The organism is Pseudomonas sp. ASL3 (assembly GCF_056680425.1).
In genome coordinates, this window is sequence record NZ_CM155281.1 from 2,673,736 (window position 1) to 2,694,450 (window position 20,715).

Below are 20,715 nucleotides of genomic sequence, written 5' to 3' on the forward strand. Positions count from 1 at the left end.
ATTCCCCTGTAGGAGCTGCCGAAGGCTGCGAAAAGGTCGGAACGACCTTCACCAGAATAAAATGCAGCGACCGGTTCCCGACCGATCGCAGCCTTCGGCAGCTCCTACACGAGTTCTGTGTGTTGCCCAAGAACATAGAGTTTCCCGAGGGAAATCGAGTATCCCAGTGGGAGAAATATCGCGATCTACTGACAATCGGTAACGCGAAACCCTTGCAGAAAGTTTGGAATACCATAATATGATATTCCATAGACCGGATGGTTTTGCCAGGTGCACCCGCGAGAGACAGCACACAACAACAGCCCCTGGCCCGGTCGATGTTCAAGGCCCCGATGGACCTACTGCTCCCGATAGGCGGGCGTCAACAGCCCGCTCAAAACACAACAAATGAGGGCGTAAAAAATGGTGTTGAATAAACGTGCAACTGCGGTGCTCGCTGCAGGCATCCTGGCAATAACTTGCAACGCGGTCCTGGCAGCCGAAAGCGTGAACTTCGTCAGTTGGGGCGGTTCCACCCAGGATGCACAGAAACAGGCCTGGGCCGACCCCTTCAGCAAGGCCAGTGGCATCAAGGTGGTCCAGGACGGCCCGACCGACTACGGCAAACTCAAGGCCATGGTCGAAAGCGGCAACGTGCAATGGGACGTGGTCGATGTAGAGGCTGACTTCGCCTTGCGCGCAGCAGCTGAAGGCTTGCTCGAACCGCTGGATTTCAAGGTTATCCAGCGCGACAAGATCGACCCGCGTTTCGTCTCCGACCATGGCGTCGGCTCGTTCTTCTTCTCGTTCGTCCTCGGTTACAACCAAAGCAAGCTGGGTGGCAAAGCCCCTCAGGACTGGACTGCACTGTTCGACACCACCACCTTCCCGGGCAAACGCGCGCTGTACAAGTGGCCGAGCCCAGGCGTGCTCGAACTGGCCCTGCTGGCCGATGGCGTCCCGGCCGACAAGCTTTACCCGCTGGATCTGGATCGCGCCTTCAAGAAACTCGACACCATCAAGAAAGACATTGTCTGGTGGGGCGGCGGCGCTCAATCCCAACAACTGCTGGCCTCCGGTGAAGCCAGTCTCGGTCAGTTCTGGAACGGCCGGGTCCATGCCCTGCAAGAGGATGGTGCACCGGTCGGTGTGAGCTGGAAACAGAACCTGGTCATGGCCGACTTTCTGGTCATCCCAAAAGGCTCGAAAAACAAGGATGCGGCCATGCGTTTCCTGGCCAACTCCAGCTCCGCCAAAGGTCAGGCGGACTTCTCCAACCTGACCGCCTATGCACCGATCAACACCGACGCTGTGCAACGCCTGGACTCAGTACTGGCACCTAACCTGCCGACTGCCTACGCTAAGGATCAGATCACTCTCGACTTCGCGTACTGGGCCAAGAATGGTCAGACCATCGCGACACGGTGGAACGAATGGCTGCTCAAATGAAAATGACGGCCACTGCGTCCCGTCAATCCAATCCGGTCGGGGGCGCCTCTGGCGCCGCCGATTCGGCTCAAGGCAAGGCGGCGGCCATGAAGCCTTCCACTCCGTGGGTACAGCGTTGGCGCGGCGCCAGTAATCTGGTCCCGGCACTGCTGTTCCTCGGCTTGTTCTTCTTCGCACCGCTGGTCAGCCTGTTGTTGCGTGGGGTACTCGAACCCACGCCAGGGTTGGGCAACTACACTGAGTTGTTCGCCAACTCCGCCTACGCCCGGGTGCTGTTCAACACCTTCTCCGTGGCCGGCCTGGTAACCGTGTTCAGCTTGCTGCTGGGCTTTCCACTGGCATGGGCGATCACCCTCGTCCCGCGTGGCTGGGGGCGCTGGGTACTGAACATCGTCCTGCTGTCGATGTGGACCAGCCTGTTGGCACGGACCTATTCCTGGCTGGTGCTGCTCCAGGCCTCCGGGGTGATCAACAAGGCCCTGATGGCCATGGGCATCATCGATCAGCCGCTGGAAATGGTGCACAACCTGACCGGCGTGGTGATCGGCATGAGCTACATCATGATCCCGTTCATCGTCCTGCCGCTGCAGGCGACCATGCAAGCGATTGACCCGATGGTGCTGCAGGCCGGCTCTATCTGTGGCGCGAGTCCCTGGAGCAATTTCTTCCGAGTATTCCTGCCGCTGTGTCGTCCAGGGCTGTTCTCCGGCGGACTGATGGTGTTTGTCATGTCCCTGGGTTACTACGTCACGCCGGCGCTGCTCGGTGGGGCGCAGAACATGATGCTGCCGGAATTCATCATCCAGCAAGTGCAGTCCTTCCTCAACTGGGGCCTGGCCAGTGCAGGCGCAGCGTTGTTGATCCTGATCACCCTGGTGCTGTTCTACTTCTACCTGAAGCTGCAACCGGAATCCCCGGTCGGCTCCAGCAACTCGAGGTAAGCCACAATGTTATTGACCGCCAATGCCATGAGCCGGCGCATGCGTTTGGGCCTGTACCTCACCACCGGGACCATCGCGCTGTTTCTCTTGCTGCCGATCGTGTTCATCGTGCTGTTGTCGTTCGGCTCTTCTCAGTGGCTGGTGTTCCCGCCGCCCGGCTGGACGCTGAAGTGGTACAGCCAGTTCTTCTCCAATGCCGACTGGATGGATGCAGCCTTTGCCAGCCTCAAGGTCGCGGTCCTGACCACGATCTTTGCCGTGGCCCTGGGGTTGCCGACCGCGTTCGCTCTGGTACGCGGGCGCTTCCGGGGTCGGGAAATGCTCTATGGCCTGTTCACCCTGCCGATGATCGTGCCGCTGGTGATCATCGCCGTGGCGGTGTACGCGCTGTTTCTCAAGCTGGGTTACACCGGGACGATGTTTGCCTTTGTGGTCAGCCATGTGATCGTCGCCTTGCCGTTCACCATTATCTCGATCATCAACTCGCTGAAACTGTTCGATCAGTCGATCGAGGATGCCGCGGTGATTTGTGGCGCTTCACGCCTGCAAGCGGTGTTCAAAGTGACCTTTCCGGCGATCCGTCCCGGCATGGTCGCCGGCGCACTGTTTGCGTTTCTGGTGTCGTGGGATGAGGTGGTGCTTAGCGTGATGATGGCCAGCCCGACCCTGCAAACCTTGCCGGTAAAAATGTGGACCACCCTGCGCCAGGACCTGACCCCTGTGATCGCCGTCGCTTCGACGTTGCTGATCGCGCTGTCAGTCGTGGTCATGGTGATCGCCGCCGCTGTGCGCCGGCGCAACGAAGTCAGCGCCTGAGCGCCTAGGAGTACGACATGAGTGCCGTGATCAAAGACCCTGCGCAGCAGGACAACAAGACCCTGGTCAGCCTGTGCAATCTGAACAAGCACTACGGCGACTTTGCCGCCGTGGACAACATTTCGCTGGATATCCAGAACGGCGAGTTCCTGACCTTCCTCGGTTCCAGCGGCTCGGGTAAAAGTACCACCCTGTCGATGCTGGCCGGCTTCGAGACACCCAGCGCCGGGGAGATCCTGGTCAATGGCCAGTCGCTGGTCAATGTGCCGCCGCACAAGCGTGACATCGGCATGGTGTTCCAGCGCTATTCGTTGTTCCCGCATCTGTCGGTGCGCGACAACGTCGCGTTCCCGCTGGCCATCCGCAAACTCGCCAGCGCCGAGCGCGACCGCCGAGTCGACGCCATGCTCAAGCTGGTGCAGCTCGAACAATTCGCCCATCGTCGCCCTTCGCAACTCTCCGGTGGCCAGCAGCAACGTGTGGCCATTGCCCGAGCGCTGGTCTACGAGCCACGCATCCTGCTGATGGACGAACCGCTGGGCGCGCTGGACAAAAAGCTGCGTGAAGACCTGCAGGATGAACTGCGTCAGTTGCATCGGCGGCTGGGCATCACCATCGTCTACGTGACCCACGACCAGGAGGAAGCCATGCGCCTGTCGCAGCGCATCGCGATCTTCAGCCATGGCAAGATCGTCGGTCTGGGCAGTGGCTATGACCTGTATCAGAATCCGCCGAATGCGTTCGTTGCCTCGTTCCTCGGTAACTCGAACTTTCTCAAGCTCAAGGCCCAAGGCAATGCGGCGGCGTCCTTTGAAGGTCAACCCCTGTCGATTCGCCTGACCCCGGGGCTGAAGACCGATCAGGATGTGTTGTTGATGGTTCGCCCGGAAAAGGCTCAAGCCCTGAGCGTCGAACAGGCCGCCCGCGAGCCCCTCGCCGCTGGCTGGAACGACGTGGCGGCCAAGGTCACTGAAGTGCTGTTCCTCGGCGAAAGCCAGACCTGCAGCGTGATCACCTCCGGCGGTACGGCAATGACCGTCAAGGCGCTGTCTGCTGCCGGCATGCCTCTCAAGACCGGTGATCCTGTGCGCGTGCGTTGGGCAGCGGCCGATGCCTGCGTCTACACCCAATGGACCGAAAGCGACCTGAACAAGGCCGCTGGCGCACACTGACCCCCTCCCCGCCAAGCCGACGGCCTCGAACAGGACGTCGGCTTTTTTGTGCCTGGCGTATCGCCGCCCCAACAGGCAGTCCAGGCCAGTGTGAAGGGTCGCGGTCAGCGCGCCGTATGGCACCAGACGCCGGTGCATCTAAATAGATCGTAGCATCAACTTATCAATTGAATGATCTGATATTTTATGAACAATCAAACTTGCTCTATCACGTGTAGGAAGAATATTTTCAATAAGATTTTTCAAGTTGATTTCATCCCATGTGTCGGATGCCATTGAAAGCGCCGCCTCATCAGACAGGCTCTTGAATTTATTGAAATAAGAGTTTTTCGACTGGAAAGCAGTATTTTTTAAGCATACAAACCTATCCAGATACCATTGTTTTATAACCTCAGCAGCGGCATCAATATAAATGGAAAAATCAATAAAATCCGTAACATTAAGCACGGAACCGCTGTCTTGCTGCAGAACATTGAGCCCTTCTAGAATGATAACGTCGGGAGCCTCTATCAACTGGGTTCTGGATGGAATAATGTCATACAACTCATGAGAGTAGACTGGTATATGTACAGCTTTACTCTCCCTGCATACAGAAACCAAGAAATTCAAAATCGATGTTTTATCGTACGACTCTGGAAATCCTTTTTTCCGCAAGAGGCTTCGCTCCTTAAGAGTTGCTATGGGGAATAGAAACGCATCTGTAGTCACTAAATGCACATTGGGGCGTCCAGGCCACCGAGATAAAACCGCTGCTAATATTCTGGCAAAGCTGCTTTTTCCTACCGCTACGCTGCCTGAGATACCTATAACGTAAGGTGGATTCAACTCTGGCATACCGAGAAAATCGGCTTGAACTTGAGGGAAAGACTTCTTTGCAGCGAAACGCAAACTTAGAAGATGCGACAAAGGAAGCAATATATCCATCACCTCCTCCACGGTAACGGGCTGGGTAGCACTTACCAAGCTTTCAATTGTTGACATGGAAATATTCATCGGTCCTTTGGCGCGAAACGAAGACCACTTTTCCCGACTGAATTCCAAATAATTTCGTTTCTCTTCTGAAACAATCGTATTGTCGAATATCGTAATCATACCTTTCCAATGTCCACCCAGCCGAAACCAAAAATGTATCAGATCTGATCATCGTATCCAAAGCGGTACTTGGCAAAATCGCTGGGAAAGCTCCGATGTCTGTAGGGGTTTATCCAGGTTCGATGTAGTAATCTTCCTACTACTCCAGGTTGACTATGCACAAAGGGAGTGCGCGCGTGCAAAGCAGTATTATTTGAATAGAAAACTACGTCACCTGGGGCCATCTTAAAAGAAATATAATTAGACGGATGGGAGCAAATTTTGGAAAAAATTTCCAACGCTAACATTTCTGTCTTACTTGGTACCAACCCCATTTTTTCAATTCCAGGGAGAATGTAGTCACTTAGATAGAACCTGCAGCTAAGCTGATTATTATCGTGATGAAATACTGAGCTACGGTAAGCGGGAGGGAGACCTGTCACCTCTTCACCACGACTATCATAAAGAAAGCCATGATAGTAAAGAGATAGGAATTCCTTATGATTGGCCAATATTAGGTTATGTATATTTGCTGCACTGACCACCAGTGAATCACCTCCCTCTTGTGAATTATGAATACACAAAAGCCCTGTGATATCTGCAGAGTCGCTATGAAAATTCAGCCCTTGATTTGTATTATATGCTCTAACATTTCGGTCAGATAATGCGCCAGACATTTTGTTTGAGACAGACACGACCTTATCGCCCCTACGATTCTGAGATACAAGCGGCCCGATAGTTCTACACAACTTTAAATAGAAACCGAGCAACTGCTGCTCCGTATAGTCTTTCGGGCTGAGGCCTTTTAACACAACAAACCCCTGCCCGTTTTCGCATATATCCGTAATGCGCGCTGCCAGATCCGTAAGAGCCTCATTATTAATAATCCGATCGGCAACGGACTTAAGCTCCTGCTCAAAGCCATCTGCACAAAAATCCTTTATCTTTAGAAATGACTTCCGCTCTTCATATGTCTCTGCATTCCAGCAGCCAGGACCTACAATTTCTTTAATGAGCATTAAAATTCCATACCTTTTTATAGTTTTGAAATAGCGTTAGGATAACTTATAAGGCACCAGACCTCTCAGCGCCTATCTACTTGTTAAATGTGGAGACTCTGATACGCATTGGTAAACCTTGATGTGATTTGAGCGAATCGAATGGATTGGTACTATGCTGACGAGTGGTAGGTCGACGGGTAAAAAAAATCAACATATCACGAGTAGCCCGTTTACCAGGCTCCGAAGCATATACAGGGGAAAGGCTATGTTTCATTTCACTATCGACAACTAACAAAGTATCGAGAAACCGTCGGTGCTGTATTTTTCCTAAAATGTATTTTTCACGAGCGTTATGCCATCGAGTGCCATTTACCTCCCTCATATCGTGAATATGTGTAATAGCGCTATCATCGGCCATATTGTCAGAACCTAACATTGTCGTCATCGTGTGTTCCACACCATCACTGTGGACACCCTCTAACGCTGGCTCCCCCAAAAGCGCTGGTCTAGTTATCGTCCTGAGATTAAAAACAGTACAAACCCTACAGTCACTATCAGCGACTAGATTTTTTCTCGGACAAATTTCTATTTCTTTTATCATTAATGACTTGATACACAACAACGCTTGAAACGCAGTGTTCAATTGCAAATTATTATTGATTTCTTGAAAATGTCTTAATTTATTTGAGTCGAATCGAACAAAATCTTCTTCATTCGACAGAACGAAAGGTTGAAATTGAAGTCTGCAAATTTCAGCCTTCTTAAAATCGAATAAAAATCTTCCATTTCGAGACTCCCTGAAGGGCAGCGTCGGGTCAGCTTCCAAGCTATTACTCACGCACTTCAACAGCTCTATGTCTAGATCCGTGGCGCCGAAATAGGGAATATAGTCGAGTAAGGTTCCTCCATCAATAAAGATAAATCGGTTATTGATATAACTATCTCTTAACTCGATAATTCCGTTACGCACCCGTGCCGGTAAGTTGCTCATATAATCAATCCCCCAAAAACAGAATAGTATTTACGCCTTTAACGACGCTGAGATTTTCTGCTGAATTTTATTGGGATATACATTAGCCACGATATTCAGATCTGATCATCTGTACTTTGGGACAGGTTGTCATAGTCTAGAGAGCTGTGGCATAAATTTACTCGATTCTTAAGACAACAATTGCAAGCCCGACTAGATACAAGAATAGCGTCTCCACACTGGCACCGACTATCTTCAGTGCCACAACGAAACAACCAGTAACAAACAAGAAAAATTTTCATCATCGGAGATATAAAGAATGCGCACCGTTCTACATGCAAAACTACATAACGCAAATGTCACGGAAGCAAATCTTGCTTACGTCGGCTCCATTACAATTGATCAAAATCTTCTAGACAAAGTCGACATTTGGCCTGGCGAACGCGTGCTTGTGGTTTCGAATACCTCAGGGGCCAGGGTTGAAACCTACGTTATATCAGGGGAAAGAGGAGAAGGTGACATCTGTATGAACGGGGCCGCTGCTCACCTTATCAGTGCTGGCGAGCAAATCATAATTATGGCGTTTCAAACTAGCGACAAGCCAATTAAAGCAAAAGTTGCAATTCTGGACGACAGTAACAACGTAACCCAGATGCTCCTCGAAAAACCCAACATGGCTATCAACCAACAACCTTAAGCTGTCGAATTTGATTACGGATCTAGGCAAATCATGGCAATATCAGACTATCGCGCCATTAGCTTCGATTGCTTTGGGACATTGATTGATTGGGAGTCAGGTATAGTTAATAGCTTACGAAACCTATTTGATGACAGACTTCAAGATGCATCTAATGCTGATTTAATCGGTAGTTTTTTGGACTATGAATCAAAGCTTCTCAACAATTCGCCGAGCATACCTTATCCATCCGCTATAAACGAATCACTCGTTAAAGTCCTATCAGAATTTGGCAGGAACTGTGACAAGGAAAAAACTTCATCTTTCGGGCAGAACATAGCGAACTGGCCTGTATTTAAAGATACTGTTGAGGCCTTATCTTATTTGGCAGATAGTCACAAACTTATTATTCTGTCGAACATTGATGAAGCCACTATCGAAACTACTAAAGATCAGCTGAAATGTAAATTTTATCGCACATTTACGGCCCAAACTATAGGTTCATTCAAGCCCGACACAAGAAATTTTCTCTATTTATTGGATCAATTGTCTGATCTTAAAATCCATCGCAACGAATTATTACACGTCAGCGTAAGCAGATTTCATGACATCGAACCCGCAGCAGCTATGGGCATAGATACAGCCTGGATAAATCGAGCGAATACACTCAACGGAACGCTTGCAATTCATGCGGGGTTCCAACCCACAGTTGAGCCCACCTACAAATTTTCATCTTTATCCGACTTGGTCGAGTTTCATAAAGCTGGACAGTAAATATTTAAATCAATACGAGAGTTGGCCATGGAAATTATCCACACCATAAGTGATTTAAGAGCGCGTCTAAAACTTGAGCGAAGCAAGCATAACACGATCAGCTTCATTTCAACGATGGGCGCCCTACATGCCGGCCATGTTAGTTTGGTCGAACATGGAAAGAAAATTGCTGACATTACTGTCGCAGGGATTTTTCTCAATCCCTCTCACTTTGCCGAGGGTGAGGACTATGATAAATATCCACGCACGTTAGATGATGATTGTTCAAAACTGGAAGAAGTAGGATGTGACATTGTATTCGCACCCTCCGTGTCAGAAATATACCCGTTGGGCTTAGCGTACCAAATGAAGGTTGACGTACCATTTTTGGGGGAGCTGTTCTGTGGAAAGTCACGACCTCATTTTTTCAGCGCTATTGCGACTGTAGTTACAAAGTTACTGAATATCGTACAGCCTGACTTTTCCTTATTCGGTGAAAAGGACTATCAGCAACTTGCTGTCTGTCGGCGGCTAGTGCATACCTTGAACATTCCAACCCAAGTGATAGGTGTCCCTACGATTAGAGATGCTAATGGTTTGGCCCTGAGTTCCCGAAACAGCTATCTAAGCATTTCGGACAGAAATAAAGCATCCGGAATATACAAAGTATTACTTACCGCCCGGCAGAAAATCCTGTCTGGCCGTTCAGACTATTCTGCAATTGAACATGAATCTCTACAGGATTTGACCAAGCTTGGATTTGAGCCAGACTACCTGAACCTAGTCGATGCTATCACTCTCGAGCCGATATCAAATTCCACCTCCCAGATTGCAGTACTATGCGCAGCTTACCTTGACTCAGTCCGTCTAATTGACAATATTGTCGTCTCTAAAGAGCCCACCATTACAACACTACCTATTTAGACACCTCAACAATCAGCTTTGCCCTAGTTTGGGCGAGGCTGATTCTGTTATCAGCACCTATAACATCAACTCATAAGGATATATGAATGAGCCGACTACCATTAGAGGATGTTCTCAATATTTGTCAGAGGAGAGGTATACCTTGAACATTCCAACCCAAGTGATAGGTGTCCCTACGATTAGAGATGCTAATGGTTTGGCCCTGAGTTCCCGAAACAGCTATCTAAGCATTTCGGACAGAAATAAAGCATCCGGAATATACAAAGTATTACTTACCGCCCGGCAGAAAATCCTGTCTGGCCGTTCAGACTATTCTGCAATTGAACATGAATCTCTACAGGATTTGACCAAGCTTGGATTTGAGCCAGACTACCTGAACCTAGTCGATGCTATCACTCTCGAGCCGATATCAAATTCCACCTCCCAGATTGCAGTACTATGCGCAGCTTACCTTGACTCAGTCCGTCTAATTGACAATATTGTCGTCTCTAAAGAGCCCACCATTACAACACTACCTATTTAGACACCTCAACAATCAGCTTTGCCCTAGTTTGGGCGAGGCTGATTCTGTTATCAGCACCTATAACATCAACTCATAAGGATATATGAATGAGCCGACTACCATTAGAGGATGTTCTCAATATTTGTCAGAGGAGAGGTATATTTACGTCTTCTTGTGCTATTTACGGAGGAATGCCAGGCATATTTGATTATGGCGCAGTTGGTGCCGAAATCAAAAACCACTTGAGGAGGACTTGGTGGGAAGCGATGGTCTATAACCGGGATGAAGTCAACGGCATAGAAACTGCGATCTTAACCTCCCCCCTACTTCACAAGCACTCTGGTTTTTTAGACGCTAATTATGAGGAGTTCGGCATTTTTGAAACGTCGATAAGGTCAGAAGAAGACCAATCGGCGCACTGTCACCTTCGGGTTACCACAGCTCAACATAGCTTCGCTAACTTTGATAGTGTCGTCAGTACCGCTCACCCGTCCCTACCTTTTGGAATAGCTCAAATTGGCAAGGCGTTTCGGAATGAATTGGATGTCACAAACTATCCTGTTCGGATGAGAGAATTTGAACAGATGGAACTTCAATATTTTATCCCTAGAGAGGACGCACCTAAGTGGCATAAATATTGGCTGGATGAAAGGCTTCATTGGTGGGAACAGCAAGGCATCAATCCTGACAACTTAATTGTTGACGATGTCATAAATAGTGAGTTAGCACATTATTCCAGTAAAACGTATGATATCCACTACAAGCAGAGTGATGGCGGTATTTTTGAAATTGAAGGAATTGCCAATCGCGGTGATTTCGATTGTGGCTCGCACAGCGGATCTCAGGATAAATTAGATATCAAGTCTTCTGTTTTAAAGAACTATAGTTCTAGGGCACTCATGGCTCTGAAAAAACCAGGAGGCGATGAGCTAATTACTCCTTACGTTATTGAGCCCGCCGCTGGTGTAGATCGCGGCCTTATGGCTATTCTTTTCGAATCTTTTAGCTATGCCGATTCAGCAGACGGTAATAGCCGTATCATATTGCGTATTAAACCTCACTTAGCACCCGTAAAAGCTTGCATTTACATCAAAAGCTCAAACGATATTTTCTCTATTGATATGGCTACATCGCTAAAGCGAAAATTACAAAAGCTATCCTCGGGAAAAGTAGAGATAAAAATCGGAGAAGACTCGGCCAATATTGTAAAAAAACATGACGAAATAGGGACGCCTATTTTCGTCACATTAGACGACAGACTTTCAAGGGATGGTATTATTACGAAACGCGAGAGGGATACAGGACTTTCGCATCGAGTATCGCTTAGTCAACTTCTACTAGATTTTGAATCTCTGTACACATAACAATAAACCGTGAATATTAGAAATTCATTCAGCCTAACTAATCACATTCTTTCGAGATTGGCGCCACTCTCCAGCGGTGTTAACTCGAAAGAATCTGTTCACTCCATAGATTACTATGCCAACAAAACCATGAAAATATTAACCCTCCATGAAATGAGAAGTACTTATATTGTCCTATCTAGTTATTATGGAAAATTTCGACCAATTAAAAGAATGATAACAACCTCAATACTTACACTACCACCTTACTACAAGCCCTCATATGAATATGGATAAAAAACCCTGCTTCAAAAGCCCGCTAGCACTAGTTTCACGTATCCGGCACGCACTGGAGCAGCAAGTGCAGGCGAAAGGATTCAATAAATTTGTCTTTTTCATTGTTAAAAAGTCCGATTTTCGGAACCCTTTTTTTATAACCAATTATCCTGCCTCTTGGATTGAAGAATATAAAGCTAACCATCACCAACTCACTGACCCGGTCATAAAATTCGGCATGAACTCCATCGCGCCATTTTCTTGGGCTGAGTGTAGATTTGAATTAGAGAAGAGCTTAGCTAATTATTTTTTTGAAAGACCAGAAGATAACTTACTCACAGACGGGTATAGCTTTACCCTTCACGATGCTAACGGCCTGTTCTCTCTGCTCAGCATCACAGACACGGTTGAGCCCAACTTGTTTCATATGGTGGAAATGCATAAAGCCGACCTTCAGATGCTTCTAATCCGGGTTCATCAGATCCTTACACTAACTCCTGATGTGCTTGATTCTTTATTCAATGATAACGTTATTAAACCGCTGACCCAGCGCGAGCATGAAATTTTGAAATGGGCAAGTATTGGAAAGACATACGCTGAAATTGCATTAATAGCCGGCATTAGCGAGAGAACAGTAAAATTTCATATGGGAAACATCGTTGAAAAGCTAGATGTATCTAACGCAAAACATGCCATATCAAAAGCACAGCAAGAAGGCCTGTGCTTACAATTGTTTTAGGCCGTTGCCAGATGCATTAGTAATAATATTGCCATCGACATATAACGACCTATACATGCTCCACTTAATCAAAAAGCTTACTAACTATTGTGCTGCTAATTCCTAGGGCCTGCGAGGCAGCAGTCTATGAAAAACGCGTGCGCTTGATCCCCTTGCAGGAGCGCTATCACATGCAACAGCACATCGGCGTGGTGTTCCTAAAATCCAAGGAACGCGACCCGAACCTGCTGGCGTTGGTTGCGGAGTGTCGGATGTATGCCCATCGCCGCCCTTCGCAACTCTCCGGTGGCCAGCAGCAACGTGTGGCCATTGCCCGAGCGCTGGTCTACGAGCCACGCATCCTGCTGATGGACGAACCGCTGGGCGCGCTGGACAAAAAACTGCGCGAAGACCTGCAGGATGAACTGCGTCAGTTGCATCGGCGGTTGGGCATCACCATCGTCTACGTGACCCACGACCAGGAGGAAGCCATGCGCCTGTCGCAGCGCATCGCGATCTTCAGCCATGGCAAGATCGTCGGTCTGGGCAGTGGCTATGACCTGTATCAGAATCCGCCGAATGCGTTCGTTGCCTCGTTCCTCGGTAACTCAAACTTTCTCAAGCTCAAGGCCCAAGGCAATGCGGCGGCGTCCTTTGAAGGTCAGCCCCTGTCGATTCGCCTGACCTCGGGACTGAAGACCGATCAGGATGTGTTGCTGATGGTTCGTCCGGAAAAGGCTCAAGCCCTGAGCGTCGAACAGGCCGCCCGCGAGCCCCTCGCCGCTGGCTGGAACGACGTGGCGGCCAAGGTCACTGAAGTGCTGTTCCTCGGCGAAAGCCAGACCTGCAGCGTGATCACCTCCGGTGGCACGGCGATGACCGTCAAGGCGCTGTCTGCCGCCGGCATGCCGCTCAAGACCGGTGATCCGGTGCGCGTGCGCTGGGCAGCGGCCGATGCCTGCGTCTACACCCAATGGACCGAAAGCGACCTGAACAAGGCCGCTGGCGCACACTGATCCCCTCCCCGGCAAGCCGACGGCCTCGAACAGGACGTCGGCTTTTTTGTGCCTGGCGTATCGCCGTTCGCAGGCAAGCCTGCTCCTCAAAACAACCTGTAAATCGTTGAAAAATAAATATAAATTTAAAGTCGACACCGATTTGATGTAGGAGCTGACTTATCTGCGATCCAGTGCGAAGCGCTGGCAAAAATGGTGAATGCGCCACCGCTGGAAGGTCCTTCGGCCCTTTTCGCAGACAAGTCAGCTCCTACGCCCTCCGGGCAGAATCGAGCCCCAGTTTGCTGCGCGACAGCGCAGCGTCGAAGACGCGGCGAGGCCTCTCATCAAGCAACCTATAAGCCATTGAAAAACAAAACATAAATTTTATGCAATTTTCAGCCAAACACCGACCTCCTGTAGGAGCTGCCGAAGGCTGCGATCGACCGGGAACCGGTCGCGTTCTTGAGACCGCTGAAGGTCGTGCCGACCTTTTCGCAGCCTTCGGCAGCTCCTACAGGGACCGAGTTTGCTGCGCGACAGCGCAGCGTCGAAGACGCGGCGAGGCCTCCCACAGAATATCGCGTGCCTTTGTGGGCAGGCTTGCCTGCGAAGCGATCGACACGGTCATTACCGCCAAAACAGACGTTCGTCATCTCAGCCAAAAACCACTTGCAAACACAGTATTACGGTATACCATCAGACACATAAGTCATCCAATAAAGCGCATAGCGCCACCGTCTCACCGAGGAAAATCCAATGATCGACGCGAACGTCTACAAACTAGTCATGGGCTCCTTCCCTTCCGGTGTGACGGTGATCACTACACTCGATGACGACGGTGCAATCGTCGGCCTGACCGCCAGCGCCTTCAGCTCGCTATCGATGGACCCGCCGCTGGTGCTGTTTTGCCCCAACTACAGTTCAGATTCCTACCCGGTGCTGATCAAGAACAAGCGCTTCGCCATTCACTTGCTTTCCGGCGAACAGCAGAATGAAGCCTATGCCTTCGCCCGCAAAGGCAAGGACAAGGCGCAAGGGATCGACTGGACACTCAGCGAGCTGGGCAACCCGCTGCTGAGCAATGCCACGGCGATTATCGAGTGTGAGTTGTGGCGCGAGTACGAAGGCGGCGATCACGCCATTATGGTCGGCAAGGTGCAAAATCTGATCGTGCCCCAGCAACAGACCCGCCCGCTGGTGTACTGCCGCGGCAAGATGGGCGCGCTGCCAGCTTTTGCTTGATCTACAGAACTATTTTGCATGCATCAGACCTGCACCTGACAGGCCAACAACAAAAGATCCGAGGACTGCGTCATGAAATTTTCTTTGTTCGTGCATATGGAGCGCTGGGATGAGGAAGTCAGCCATCGCCAATTGTTCGAAGACCTGACCGAATTGACCCTGATGGCTGAGGCCGGTGGTTTCCGTACGGTGTGGATCGGCGAACACCACGCCATGGAATACACCATTTCTCCGAGCCCGATGCCGCTGTTGGCCTACCTCGCGGCCCGTACCACCACCATTCACCTGGGTGCAGGCACGATCATCGCGCCGTTCTGGCATCCGCTGCGCGTCGCCGGCGAATGTGCCCTGCTTGACGTGATCAGCAATGGCCGGATGGAAGTCGGGCTGGCGCGTGGCGCCTATCAGGTCGAGTTCGACCGCATGGCCGATGGCATGCCGGCTGCCACCGGTGGCAATCACCTGCGCGAGATGGTCCCGGTGGTGCGCAAGCTGTGGCAGGGCGACTATGCCCATGATGGCGAGATCTGGAAATTCCCCACCTCCACCTGCGTACCCAAGCCGATCCAGAAACCGAGCCCACCGATGTGGATTGCCGCCCGCGACCCCGACTCGCATAACTTCGCCGTGAAGAACGGCTGCAACGTCATGGTCACGCCGCTGATGAAAGGCGACGAAGAAGTGCTCGACTTGAAGAACAAGTTCGAAGCCGCCCTCGCCAACAACCCGGACGTACCGCGCCCGCAACTAATGGTACTGCGCCACACCCATATCCACAGTGCCGACGACCCCGAGGGCTGGAAAATCGGGGCCAAGGCCATCTCGCGCTTCTACCGCACCTTCGATGCCTGGTTTGGCAACAAGCAGGTTCCGGTCAATGGCTTCCTGGCGCCGAGCCCGGAAGAGAAGTTCGCAGGTCGCCCGGAGTTCGAACTGGAAAACATCCACAAGAACACCATGATCGGCACGCCAGAAGAAGTCATCGCACGGATCAAGTACTACCAGGAACTGGGCGTCGACGAATTCAGCTTCTGGTGCGACAACAGCCTGCCCCACGCCGAGAAAAAGAAATCGCTGGAACTGTTCATCAAGCATGTAATGCCGGCGTTCGAATAAGCCGACGATGCTGCTCACCGCCGGACCCGCAAGGGTTCGACGGTATTCAGGCAGGTAATATCCAGCCTGGATCAGCGCAGCCCTGCATGCAACTGTTCAACCACAGTCTCCGGCTCCTCGGTCACAGCGGACGTGACCATCGTCGTCAGAATGGATTTCAAGGTCAGTTGCCCAACCGGTTGGGCCTGGCTGTTGGTGACCACCAACTCATCCAGACTCGCCTCAACCAGCAGCTTGACCGCCGACTCCAATGACGTGTCCATCGGCACGGCCAGTCTTGCACCCGCCTTCACCCTGATGAATGGCGTCATGATTGCTTCCACGTTGATGACCCGACCGCGGTTCACTTCCTTGACGAAGTTGGCGATGTAATCATCGGCGGGCTTCATGACAATGTCCTGGCGGGTGCCTTGTTGCACCACCTCACCGTCGCGCAGGATGGCGATTCGATCACCGATACGCAGCGCTTCATCAAGATCGTGGGTGATGAAGACGATGGTTTTCTTGATTTCTTTCTGCAGGTCCAGCAGCACCGACTGCATGTCCATCCGAATCAACGGATCGAGGGCAGAAAACGCCTCGTCCATCAACAGAATCGGCGCATCGCTGGCCAGCGCGCGCGCCAGCCCGACCCGCTGCTGCATCCCGCCTGAAAGCTGATTCGGGTAGTGTTTCTCGAAACCCTTGAGCCCGACCCGCTCCAACCAGCGCATGGCCACCTCCACTTGCCTGGCCCGCGCCTGGCCCTGGATCTCCAGCCCATACACCGCGTTATCGAGCACGGTCCGGTTTGGCAGCAAGGCGAACTTCTGAAAAACCATGGAAATGGTATGGCGGCGGAAGTGCTGTAGGTCACGCGGACTCATCTTCAATACGTCGACGCCACCCACTATAACTTCCCCCGCTGTAGGCTCTATCAAGCGGTTGATGTGGCGTATCAGCGTTGACTTGCCTGAACCGGAAAGGCCCATGATGACCTGGATCGCGCCTGACGGCATGCTGATGTTGATGTCTTTCAAGCCCAGGACATGGCTGTAATTGTGCAGCAGTTCAGCCTTGCTGATGCCTTGTTTGACCCGGTCAATACTGGCTTCAGACTTGTAGCCGAAGATTTTGTAGAGCTGTTTGATCTCGATGCCAAAATCGCTGGAGGGGTTAGTTTCCATGGACCATCTCCAGGTGTTTTTGCAATCTTCTGCCGTAAGCCTGGCTGACCCGGTCGAATATCACCGCGATGCCGACGATGGCCAGACCGTTGAACATCCCCAAGGTGAAATACTGATTGGAAATCGCTTTGAGTACCGGTTGGCCCAGGCCTTGAACGCCGATCATCGAGGCAATCACTACCATGGCCAACGCCATCATGATGGTCTGGTTTATCCCGGCCATGATCGACGGCAGCGCCAGCGGCAACTGGACATTTTTCAGTTTCTGCCAACTGGAGGAGCCAAAAGCGTCTGCCGCTTCAAGCATCTCGGCGTCGACATGGCGGATACCCAGATTGGTCAGACGGATCATCGGCGGCAAGGCATAGACCACCACCGCAATCAGCCCCGCGACCTTACCGATCCCAAGCAACATCACCACCGGAATCAAGTAGACAAAACTCGGCAGGGTTTGCATCACATCGAGGACCGGACTGACGATATTCTGCAGGCGGTTGGAGCGGGCCATAGCAATACCGGCCGGCAAGCCAACGACAATGGATATCACCGTGCAGACGAAGATCATCGACAACGTCTTCATGGTGTCGGTCCACATATCCAGGTAACCGATGGCCATCAGCGTGAACACGCAACCCAGGACAATTTTCCAGTTACGACTGGCAAACCAGGAAATCAACGCGACGATCAGAATGATGACCGGCCATGGCGTCGTGGTCATGAACCGTTCGGACTGATTGAGGAAGTATTGCAACGGCTCAAAGAACGCTTCGAAGCCATCGCCGTAGGTGCTGGTGAAGTGTCGAAAGGCGCCGTCGATGGCTTTCTTCAAAGCCCGAAGTCTTTCGTCCTCCATATGTGGAAAGCTTATCAGCCACTCCATAACATTCCCCTTTTGTAGAAGACCGTAAGAACGCTGGCAGTCATTTCAATACATGGGTGTTTTTATTGTTATCTGCACCAGGAGCAATGTAGCTCGCTGCGACGAGCTGCATTGCCCCAAACGTAAACAGACCCCAGGGGTTAAAGCGAAGCCTTGATCTTGCCTGTCGCTTCAGGGGTTACCCACTGACTCCAGAGTGCTTCGTTGTTTTTAAGGAAGTACTTGGCCCCTTCCTCTCCGGTTGCCTGGTTGTCGGTCATCCAGGCAATCAGGCGGTTCACCGTTTCATTGGACCAGGCCCGCTTGTTCAGGTACGCCATGACAGTCGGAGAACGAGCGGCGAAGGTCTTGGTGGTCAGGGTAAAGACCCGATCCAGCGGCCAGCCGTTAGGCTTGGGATCGGGACAGTCCGCGACCGTATTGCAACGTTTCCATTCCACGGGATCGACGGCGATGCCATTGTCCAGCTTGACCATCGGATACTTGCCCAACAAGGCAGTGGGTGCCCAGTAAAAGCCCAACCAGGGAGCCTTGCGCTCATAGGCTTTGGCGATGGAACCATCAAGCGCCGCAGCCGAGCCGGTATCCACTAGAACAAAGCCGGCTTTCTCGAACCCGTAAGCCTTATAGAACTGGCTGGTCACCACGGTGCCGCCCCAGCCTTGGGGACCGTTGTAGATCGCACCTTTTTTCGCATCGTCAGGCGCCGGGAACAGTTCGGGGTGTTTCTTTACATCATCGAAACTCTTGATGTCCGGGTGAGCGTCGGCGATGTATTTCGGAATCCACCAGCCTTGCGAGCCACCATCGGACAACGAACGCGCCGCCTGGACCAGTTTGCCGCTCTGCATACCGGTCTTGGCGACCTCCGGAACCAGGTCGATCCAGCCTTCCGGCGCGATATCGGGCCGGCCCTTTTCGACCATGGAGGTGATGGTCGGAACCGTATCCCCCGTCACCAGATCGGCGTTACAGCCGTAGCCTGCGTTAAGAATCAACTTGTCGACATTGGCCATGACTTCAGCAGACTGCCAATTCATGTTGGCAATCGTCACATCGCCACACTCCGAGGCTGAAGCCCACGTACTGAATGCCAAGACTCCCAGTGCAAGTCCCGTCTTCGAGAAAAACTTTATATTCATAAACGCTAACCTCGATTGCGGCAAAGTTAAGAATGATCAACGCCCGCTTCATTGACCTTCTTTGTGTCAGCAGTAAGGGAAAGAGGATTCATCGAACAGGCGGCTAACACCGCTGAATCCAGACCTGCTTTTATTGTTTTATTGAAACCTTCGGCGATCATGACTTCGAGAGCTGCCGCCGTAACGCCCCGGTAATCGATCAGCGTCTGTAAAAGCTTATCGAGGGAACGACTGCCCCCGATCAGTTGACTGGCGTCCACCACCACCGCTTTCACCGCGCGATTGGCTATCGACACAGGCAAACCGCTGGCCAGCGCGTGGTCGAGCATGGCCCGGGCCAGCAGCGCCGGATAAGCCGGGCCGGTTCCGACCAGGGCCGTCAGATAATTGAGGTGCTGTTCGGTGAACACTTCATCCGCCGCTCCACAGGTCTCGAACAGGCGCTGGGTAAAGGCTTTCTGCTCGGGTGTGACACTGTCCATGGCCAGCCATGGCGTATAGGATTTTCCGATCTGTGCAGCGGCATTGGGCATGGCCCGAATCACCTGATGACTCCCCGTATGCGCCGCGACGTCGCGCAGAGAGACTCCCGCCATCAGCGAGATCACCAGGGTATTTTCAGCGTTGATCTTCAGGTCCGGAAACTGCTCCGGACGCACTGACACAACGACCACATCCGACCGGTCCACCAGCGCCTGGTTATCGCGTGTCAGCATCACCTCGGAGCCGGGACTCGTCGAGAAAGGACTGGCTCCAGTGCGACTTGAAAGGATCAACGACTCAGCCTTGATGAAGGCCATGTCCAACATCGCCCGGGCAATCGAGCGGCCAAGCCATCCCGATCCACCGATAATGCCTATCGTGGGTTCGCTCAACATGTGAACCTGCCTTTGTTAATCAGACGTCGCCGTCAGTCACTCAATCAGGCTGCAATGGAGGGGCTTCTTCCACCCCATACCCATGACGGGAAAAGAAGCGTTTCAACTCCCGCGCTTGCGGCTCCTGACCCGTAAAGATCTTCACGTACTCGGGAATACGCCGCATTCTTTCCGCCACATCTTCTCGGGTGTTGGTGCTGATATAACCAATCTGCGTCAGGTAAATCGTGCGTGCCCGCACATCCGCTGCGTCAAACTCATAGCCAAAGCGCACGAACATCTGAATCAGTGCTTCGCGCCGGGCAATGTCGGCCACCCGGATATGCTCAGCCACTTCAGCTGACTGCAACGCCCAGCTGCGCATGGCAAACTCGAACTGTGAATCGAACAGGTCCGGATTCAACCAGCAGTCGAAAACGTTCAACATCGCCTCCGCGATGCTTTCGGCATAACACTCGGTCTGAGCAATCAAGTTGCCGGTGTTTTTCACCCGCCAGCGCTCGATCAGTGCCGCGAGCAACTCTTCGCGATCCTTGAAAAACCAGTAGAAGCTGGTTCTCGACAGCCCCAGCTTTTTCGCCAGCGGCATCACCCGCACCGTGTCGACACCGCACTCCGTCAGGCTTTCATACGCTGCGTCGAGCCACCCTTCCAGCGACCCTCTCCAGCCTGTTTCTACTGTTTTGGTTTGTTCTTTCATGG

General features: G+C 51.7%; 20 protein-coding genes and 1 pseudogene. 13 read left to right on the forward strand and 8 right to left on the reverse strand.

Translation table 11 applies throughout. The features are described 5' to 3' along the window. The first annotated feature begins 402 nt into the window (after positions 1-402). From AC1MEE_RS12290 to AC1MEE_RS12305, 4 genes are read left to right on the forward strand one after another with little or no spacing between them, the layout of a single operon-like run. Complete coding sequence (locus tag AC1MEE_RS12290; protein ID WP_480415601.1) at positions 403-1,428, forward strand: ABC transporter substrate-binding protein; 1,026 nt, start codon at positions 403-405, stop codon at positions 1,426-1,428. Beyond that, entirely contained in the window at positions 1,425-2,369 is a 945-nt protein-coding gene (locus AC1MEE_RS12295) for an ABC transporter permease (RefSeq protein WP_480416220.1), read from the forward strand. The genes AC1MEE_RS12290 and AC1MEE_RS12295 overlap by 4 nt, the downstream gene beginning before the upstream one ends. A 6-nt stretch (positions 2,370-2,375) precedes the next feature. After that, the gene (locus tag AC1MEE_RS12300) at positions 2,376-3,185 is read left to right on the forward strand and encodes an ABC transporter permease (protein ID WP_480415602.1); all 810 of its coding nucleotides are present in this window, start codon (positions 2,376-2,378) and stop codon (positions 3,183-3,185) included. Between the two features lie 17 nt (positions 3,186-3,202). Further along, positions 3,203-4,357 (forward strand): ABC transporter ATP-binding protein, encoded by a 1,155-nt coding sequence (locus AC1MEE_RS12305; protein WP_480415603.1) that lies wholly within the window; start codon positions 3,203-3,205, stop codon positions 4,355-4,357. A gap of 138 nt (positions 4,358-4,495) precedes the next feature. Here AC1MEE_RS12305 and coaA read toward each other — a convergent pair whose 3' ends face one another. The 3 genes from coaA to AC1MEE_RS12320 all read right to left on the reverse strand — a co-directional run bounded on the left by coaA (position 4,496) and on the right by AC1MEE_RS12320 (position 7,420). Further along, positions 4,496-5,449 carry a type I pantothenate kinase gene (gene coaA, locus AC1MEE_RS12310; protein ID WP_480415604.1) on the reverse strand — a complete coding sequence of 318 codons (954 nt, stop codon included), beginning with the start codon at positions 5,447-5,449 and terminating at the stop codon, positions 4,496-4,498. Positions 5,450-5,487: 38 nt separating this feature from the next. Continuing rightward, the gene (locus AC1MEE_RS12315; protein ID WP_480415605.1) at positions 5,488-6,447 is read right to left on the reverse strand and encodes a TauD/TfdA family dioxygenase; all 960 of its coding nucleotides are present in this window, start codon (positions 6,445-6,447) and stop codon (positions 5,488-5,490) included. A gap of 76 nt (positions 6,448-6,523) precedes the next feature. After that, entirely contained in the window at positions 6,524-7,420 is an 897-nt protein-coding gene (locus AC1MEE_RS12320; RefSeq protein ID WP_480415606.1) for a 2OG-Fe dioxygenase family protein, read from the reverse strand. 298 nt (positions 7,421-7,718) lie between these two features. Between AC1MEE_RS12320 and panD the strand changes: the two genes are divergently transcribed. The 9 genes and pseudogenes from panD to AC1MEE_RS12365 all read left to right on the forward strand — a co-directional run bounded on the left by panD (position 7,719) and on the right by AC1MEE_RS12365 (position 15,947). Continuing rightward, positions 7,719-8,096, forward strand: coding sequence for an aspartate 1-decarboxylase (panD, locus tag AC1MEE_RS12325; protein WP_480415607.1), 378 nt, complete (start codon positions 7,719-7,721; stop codon positions 8,094-8,096). A 33-nt stretch (positions 8,097-8,129) separates the two neighbouring features. Then, the gene (locus AC1MEE_RS12330; RefSeq protein WP_480415608.1) at positions 8,130-8,849 is read left to right on the forward strand and encodes an HAD family hydrolase; all 720 of its coding nucleotides are present in this window, start codon (positions 8,130-8,132) and stop codon (positions 8,847-8,849) included. 27 nt (positions 8,850-8,876) lie between these two features. Further along, positions 8,877-9,752 carry a pantoate--beta-alanine ligase gene (panC, locus tag AC1MEE_RS12335; protein WP_480415609.1) on the forward strand — a complete coding sequence of 292 codons (876 nt, stop codon included), beginning with the start codon at positions 8,877-8,879 and terminating at the stop codon, positions 9,750-9,752. A gap of 142 nt (positions 9,753-9,894) precedes the next feature. Next, complete coding sequence (locus AC1MEE_RS12340) at positions 9,895-10,275, forward strand: pantoate--beta-alanine ligase (RefSeq protein WP_480415610.1); 381 nt, start codon at positions 9,895-9,897, stop codon at positions 10,273-10,275. An 86-nt stretch (positions 10,276-10,361) separates the two neighbouring features. Next, positions 10,362-11,618: an aminoacyl--tRNA ligase-related protein gene (locus AC1MEE_RS12345; protein WP_480415611.1), complete on the forward strand. Its 1,257-nt coding sequence runs from the start codon at positions 10,362-10,364 to the stop codon at positions 11,616-11,618. A 262-nt stretch (positions 11,619-11,880) separates the two neighbouring features. Then, positions 11,881-12,612 carry a LuxR family transcriptional regulator gene (locus AC1MEE_RS12350; protein ID WP_480415612.1) on the forward strand — a complete coding sequence of 244 codons (732 nt, stop codon included), beginning with the start codon at positions 11,881-11,883 and terminating at the stop codon, positions 12,610-12,612. A 254-nt stretch (positions 12,613-12,866) separates the two neighbouring features. Then, positions 12,867-13,607 (forward strand): annotated as a pseudogene (locus AC1MEE_RS12355) (ABC transporter ATP-binding protein); the annotation flags it as partial. Between the two features lie 738 nt (positions 13,608-14,345). Next, complete coding sequence (locus tag AC1MEE_RS12360) at positions 14,346-14,831, forward strand: flavin reductase family protein (protein ID WP_480415613.1); 486 nt, start codon at positions 14,346-14,348, stop codon at positions 14,829-14,831. 72 nt (positions 14,832-14,903) lie between these two features. Further along, positions 14,904-15,947 carry an LLM class flavin-dependent oxidoreductase gene (locus tag AC1MEE_RS12365; protein ID WP_480415614.1) on the forward strand — a complete coding sequence of 348 codons (1,044 nt, stop codon included), beginning with the start codon at positions 14,904-14,906 and terminating at the stop codon, positions 15,945-15,947. 71 nt (positions 15,948-16,018) lie between these two features. Here the strand turns inward: AC1MEE_RS12365 and AC1MEE_RS12370 are convergent, their stop codons facing one another. The 5 genes from AC1MEE_RS12370 to AC1MEE_RS12390 all read right to left on the reverse strand — a co-directional run bounded on the left by AC1MEE_RS12370 (position 16,019) and on the right by AC1MEE_RS12390 (position 20,713). After that, positions 16,019-17,113, reverse strand: coding sequence for a quaternary amine ABC transporter ATP-binding protein (locus tag AC1MEE_RS12370; RefSeq protein ID WP_480415615.1), 1,095 nt, complete (start codon positions 17,111-17,113; stop codon positions 16,019-16,021). Continuing rightward, on the reverse strand, positions 17,103-17,966 hold the full coding sequence (locus tag AC1MEE_RS12375; RefSeq protein WP_480416221.1) for an ABC transporter permease: 864 nt from the start codon (positions 17,964-17,966) through the stop codon (positions 17,103-17,105). The genes AC1MEE_RS12370 and AC1MEE_RS12375 overlap by 11 nt, the downstream gene beginning before the upstream one ends. 167 nt (positions 17,967-18,133) lie before the next feature. Further along, a complete protein-coding gene (locus AC1MEE_RS12380; protein WP_480415616.1) occupies positions 18,134-19,135 on the reverse strand; it encodes an ABC transporter substrate-binding protein in 1,002 nt (333 codons plus the stop codon). Positions 19,136-19,161: 26 nt separating this feature from the next. Further along, positions 19,162-20,013 carry a pyrroline-5-carboxylate reductase family protein gene (locus AC1MEE_RS12385; RefSeq protein ID WP_480415617.1) on the reverse strand — a complete coding sequence of 284 codons (852 nt, stop codon included), beginning with the start codon at positions 20,011-20,013 and terminating at the stop codon, positions 19,162-19,164. 40 nt (positions 20,014-20,053) lie between these two features. Continuing rightward, positions 20,054-20,713, reverse strand: a complete 660-nt coding sequence (locus tag AC1MEE_RS12390; protein ID WP_480415618.1) for a TetR/AcrR family transcriptional regulator — start codon at positions 20,711-20,713, stop codon at positions 20,054-20,056. Positions 20,714-20,715 lie beyond the last annotated feature (2 nt).

Excerpts from the sequence above, each read along its gene's own strand:
- AC1MEE_RS12385 (WP_480415617.1), bottom strand. The coding sequence starts at position 20,013 with ATGTTGAGCGAACCCACGATAGGCATTATCGGTGGATCGGGATGGCTT.
- AC1MEE_RS12370 (WP_480415615.1), bottom strand. The coding sequence starts at position 17,113 with ATGGAAACTAACCCCTCCAGCGATTTTGGCATCGAGATCAAACAGCTC.
- AC1MEE_RS12390 (WP_480415618.1), bottom strand. The coding sequence starts at position 20,713 with ATGAAAGAACAAACCAAAACAGTAGAAACAGGCTGGAGAGGGTCGCTG.
- AC1MEE_RS12320 (WP_480415606.1), bottom strand. The coding sequence starts at position 7,420 with ATGAGCAACTTACCGGCACGGGTGCGTAACGGAATTATCGAGTTAAGA.
- AC1MEE_RS12375 (WP_480416221.1), bottom strand. The coding sequence starts at position 17,966 with ATGGAGGACGAAAGACTTCGGGCTTTGAAGAAAGCCATCGACGGCGCC.
- panC (WP_480415609.1), top strand. The coding sequence starts at position 8,877 with ATGGAAATTATCCACACCATAAGTGATTTAAGAGCGCGTCTAAAACTT.
- AC1MEE_RS12290 (WP_480415601.1), top strand. The coding sequence starts at position 403 with ATGGTGTTGAATAAACGTGCAACTGCGGTGCTCGCTGCAGGCATCCTG.
- panD (WP_480415607.1), top strand. The coding sequence starts at position 7,719 with ATGCGCACCGTTCTACATGCAAAACTACATAACGCAAATGTCACGGAA.
- AC1MEE_RS12350 (WP_480415612.1), top strand. The coding sequence starts at position 11,881 with ATGAATATGGATAAAAAACCCTGCTTCAAAAGCCCGCTAGCACTAGTT.
- coaA (WP_480415604.1), bottom strand. The coding sequence starts at position 5,449 with ATGATTACGATATTCGACAATACGATTGTTTCAGAAGAGAAACGAAAT.
- AC1MEE_RS12365 (WP_480415614.1), top strand. The coding sequence starts at position 14,904 with ATGAAATTTTCTTTGTTCGTGCATATGGAGCGCTGGGATGAGGAAGTC.
- AC1MEE_RS12300 (WP_480415602.1), top strand. The coding sequence starts at position 2,376 with ATGTTATTGACCGCCAATGCCATGAGCCGGCGCATGCGTTTGGGCCTG.
- AC1MEE_RS12345 (WP_480415611.1), top strand. The coding sequence starts at position 10,362 with ATGAGCCGACTACCATTAGAGGATGTTCTCAATATTTGTCAGAGGAGA.
- AC1MEE_RS12305 (WP_480415603.1), top strand. The coding sequence starts at position 3,203 with ATGAGTGCCGTGATCAAAGACCCTGCGCAGCAGGACAACAAGACCCTG.
- AC1MEE_RS12330 (WP_480415608.1), top strand. The coding sequence starts at position 8,130 with ATGGCAATATCAGACTATCGCGCCATTAGCTTCGATTGCTTTGGGACA.
- AC1MEE_RS12295 (WP_480416220.1), top strand. The coding sequence starts at position 1,425 with ATGAAAATGACGGCCACTGCGTCCCGTCAATCCAATCCGGTCGGGGGC.
- AC1MEE_RS12360 (WP_480415613.1), top strand. The coding sequence starts at position 14,346 with ATGATCGACGCGAACGTCTACAAACTAGTCATGGGCTCCTTCCCTTCC.
- AC1MEE_RS12315 (WP_480415605.1), bottom strand. The coding sequence starts at position 6,447 with ATGCTCATTAAAGAAATTGTAGGTCCTGGCTGCTGGAATGCAGAGACA.
- AC1MEE_RS12380 (WP_480415616.1), bottom strand. The coding sequence starts at position 19,135 with ATGAATATAAAGTTTTTCTCGAAGACGGGACTTGCACTGGGAGTCTTG.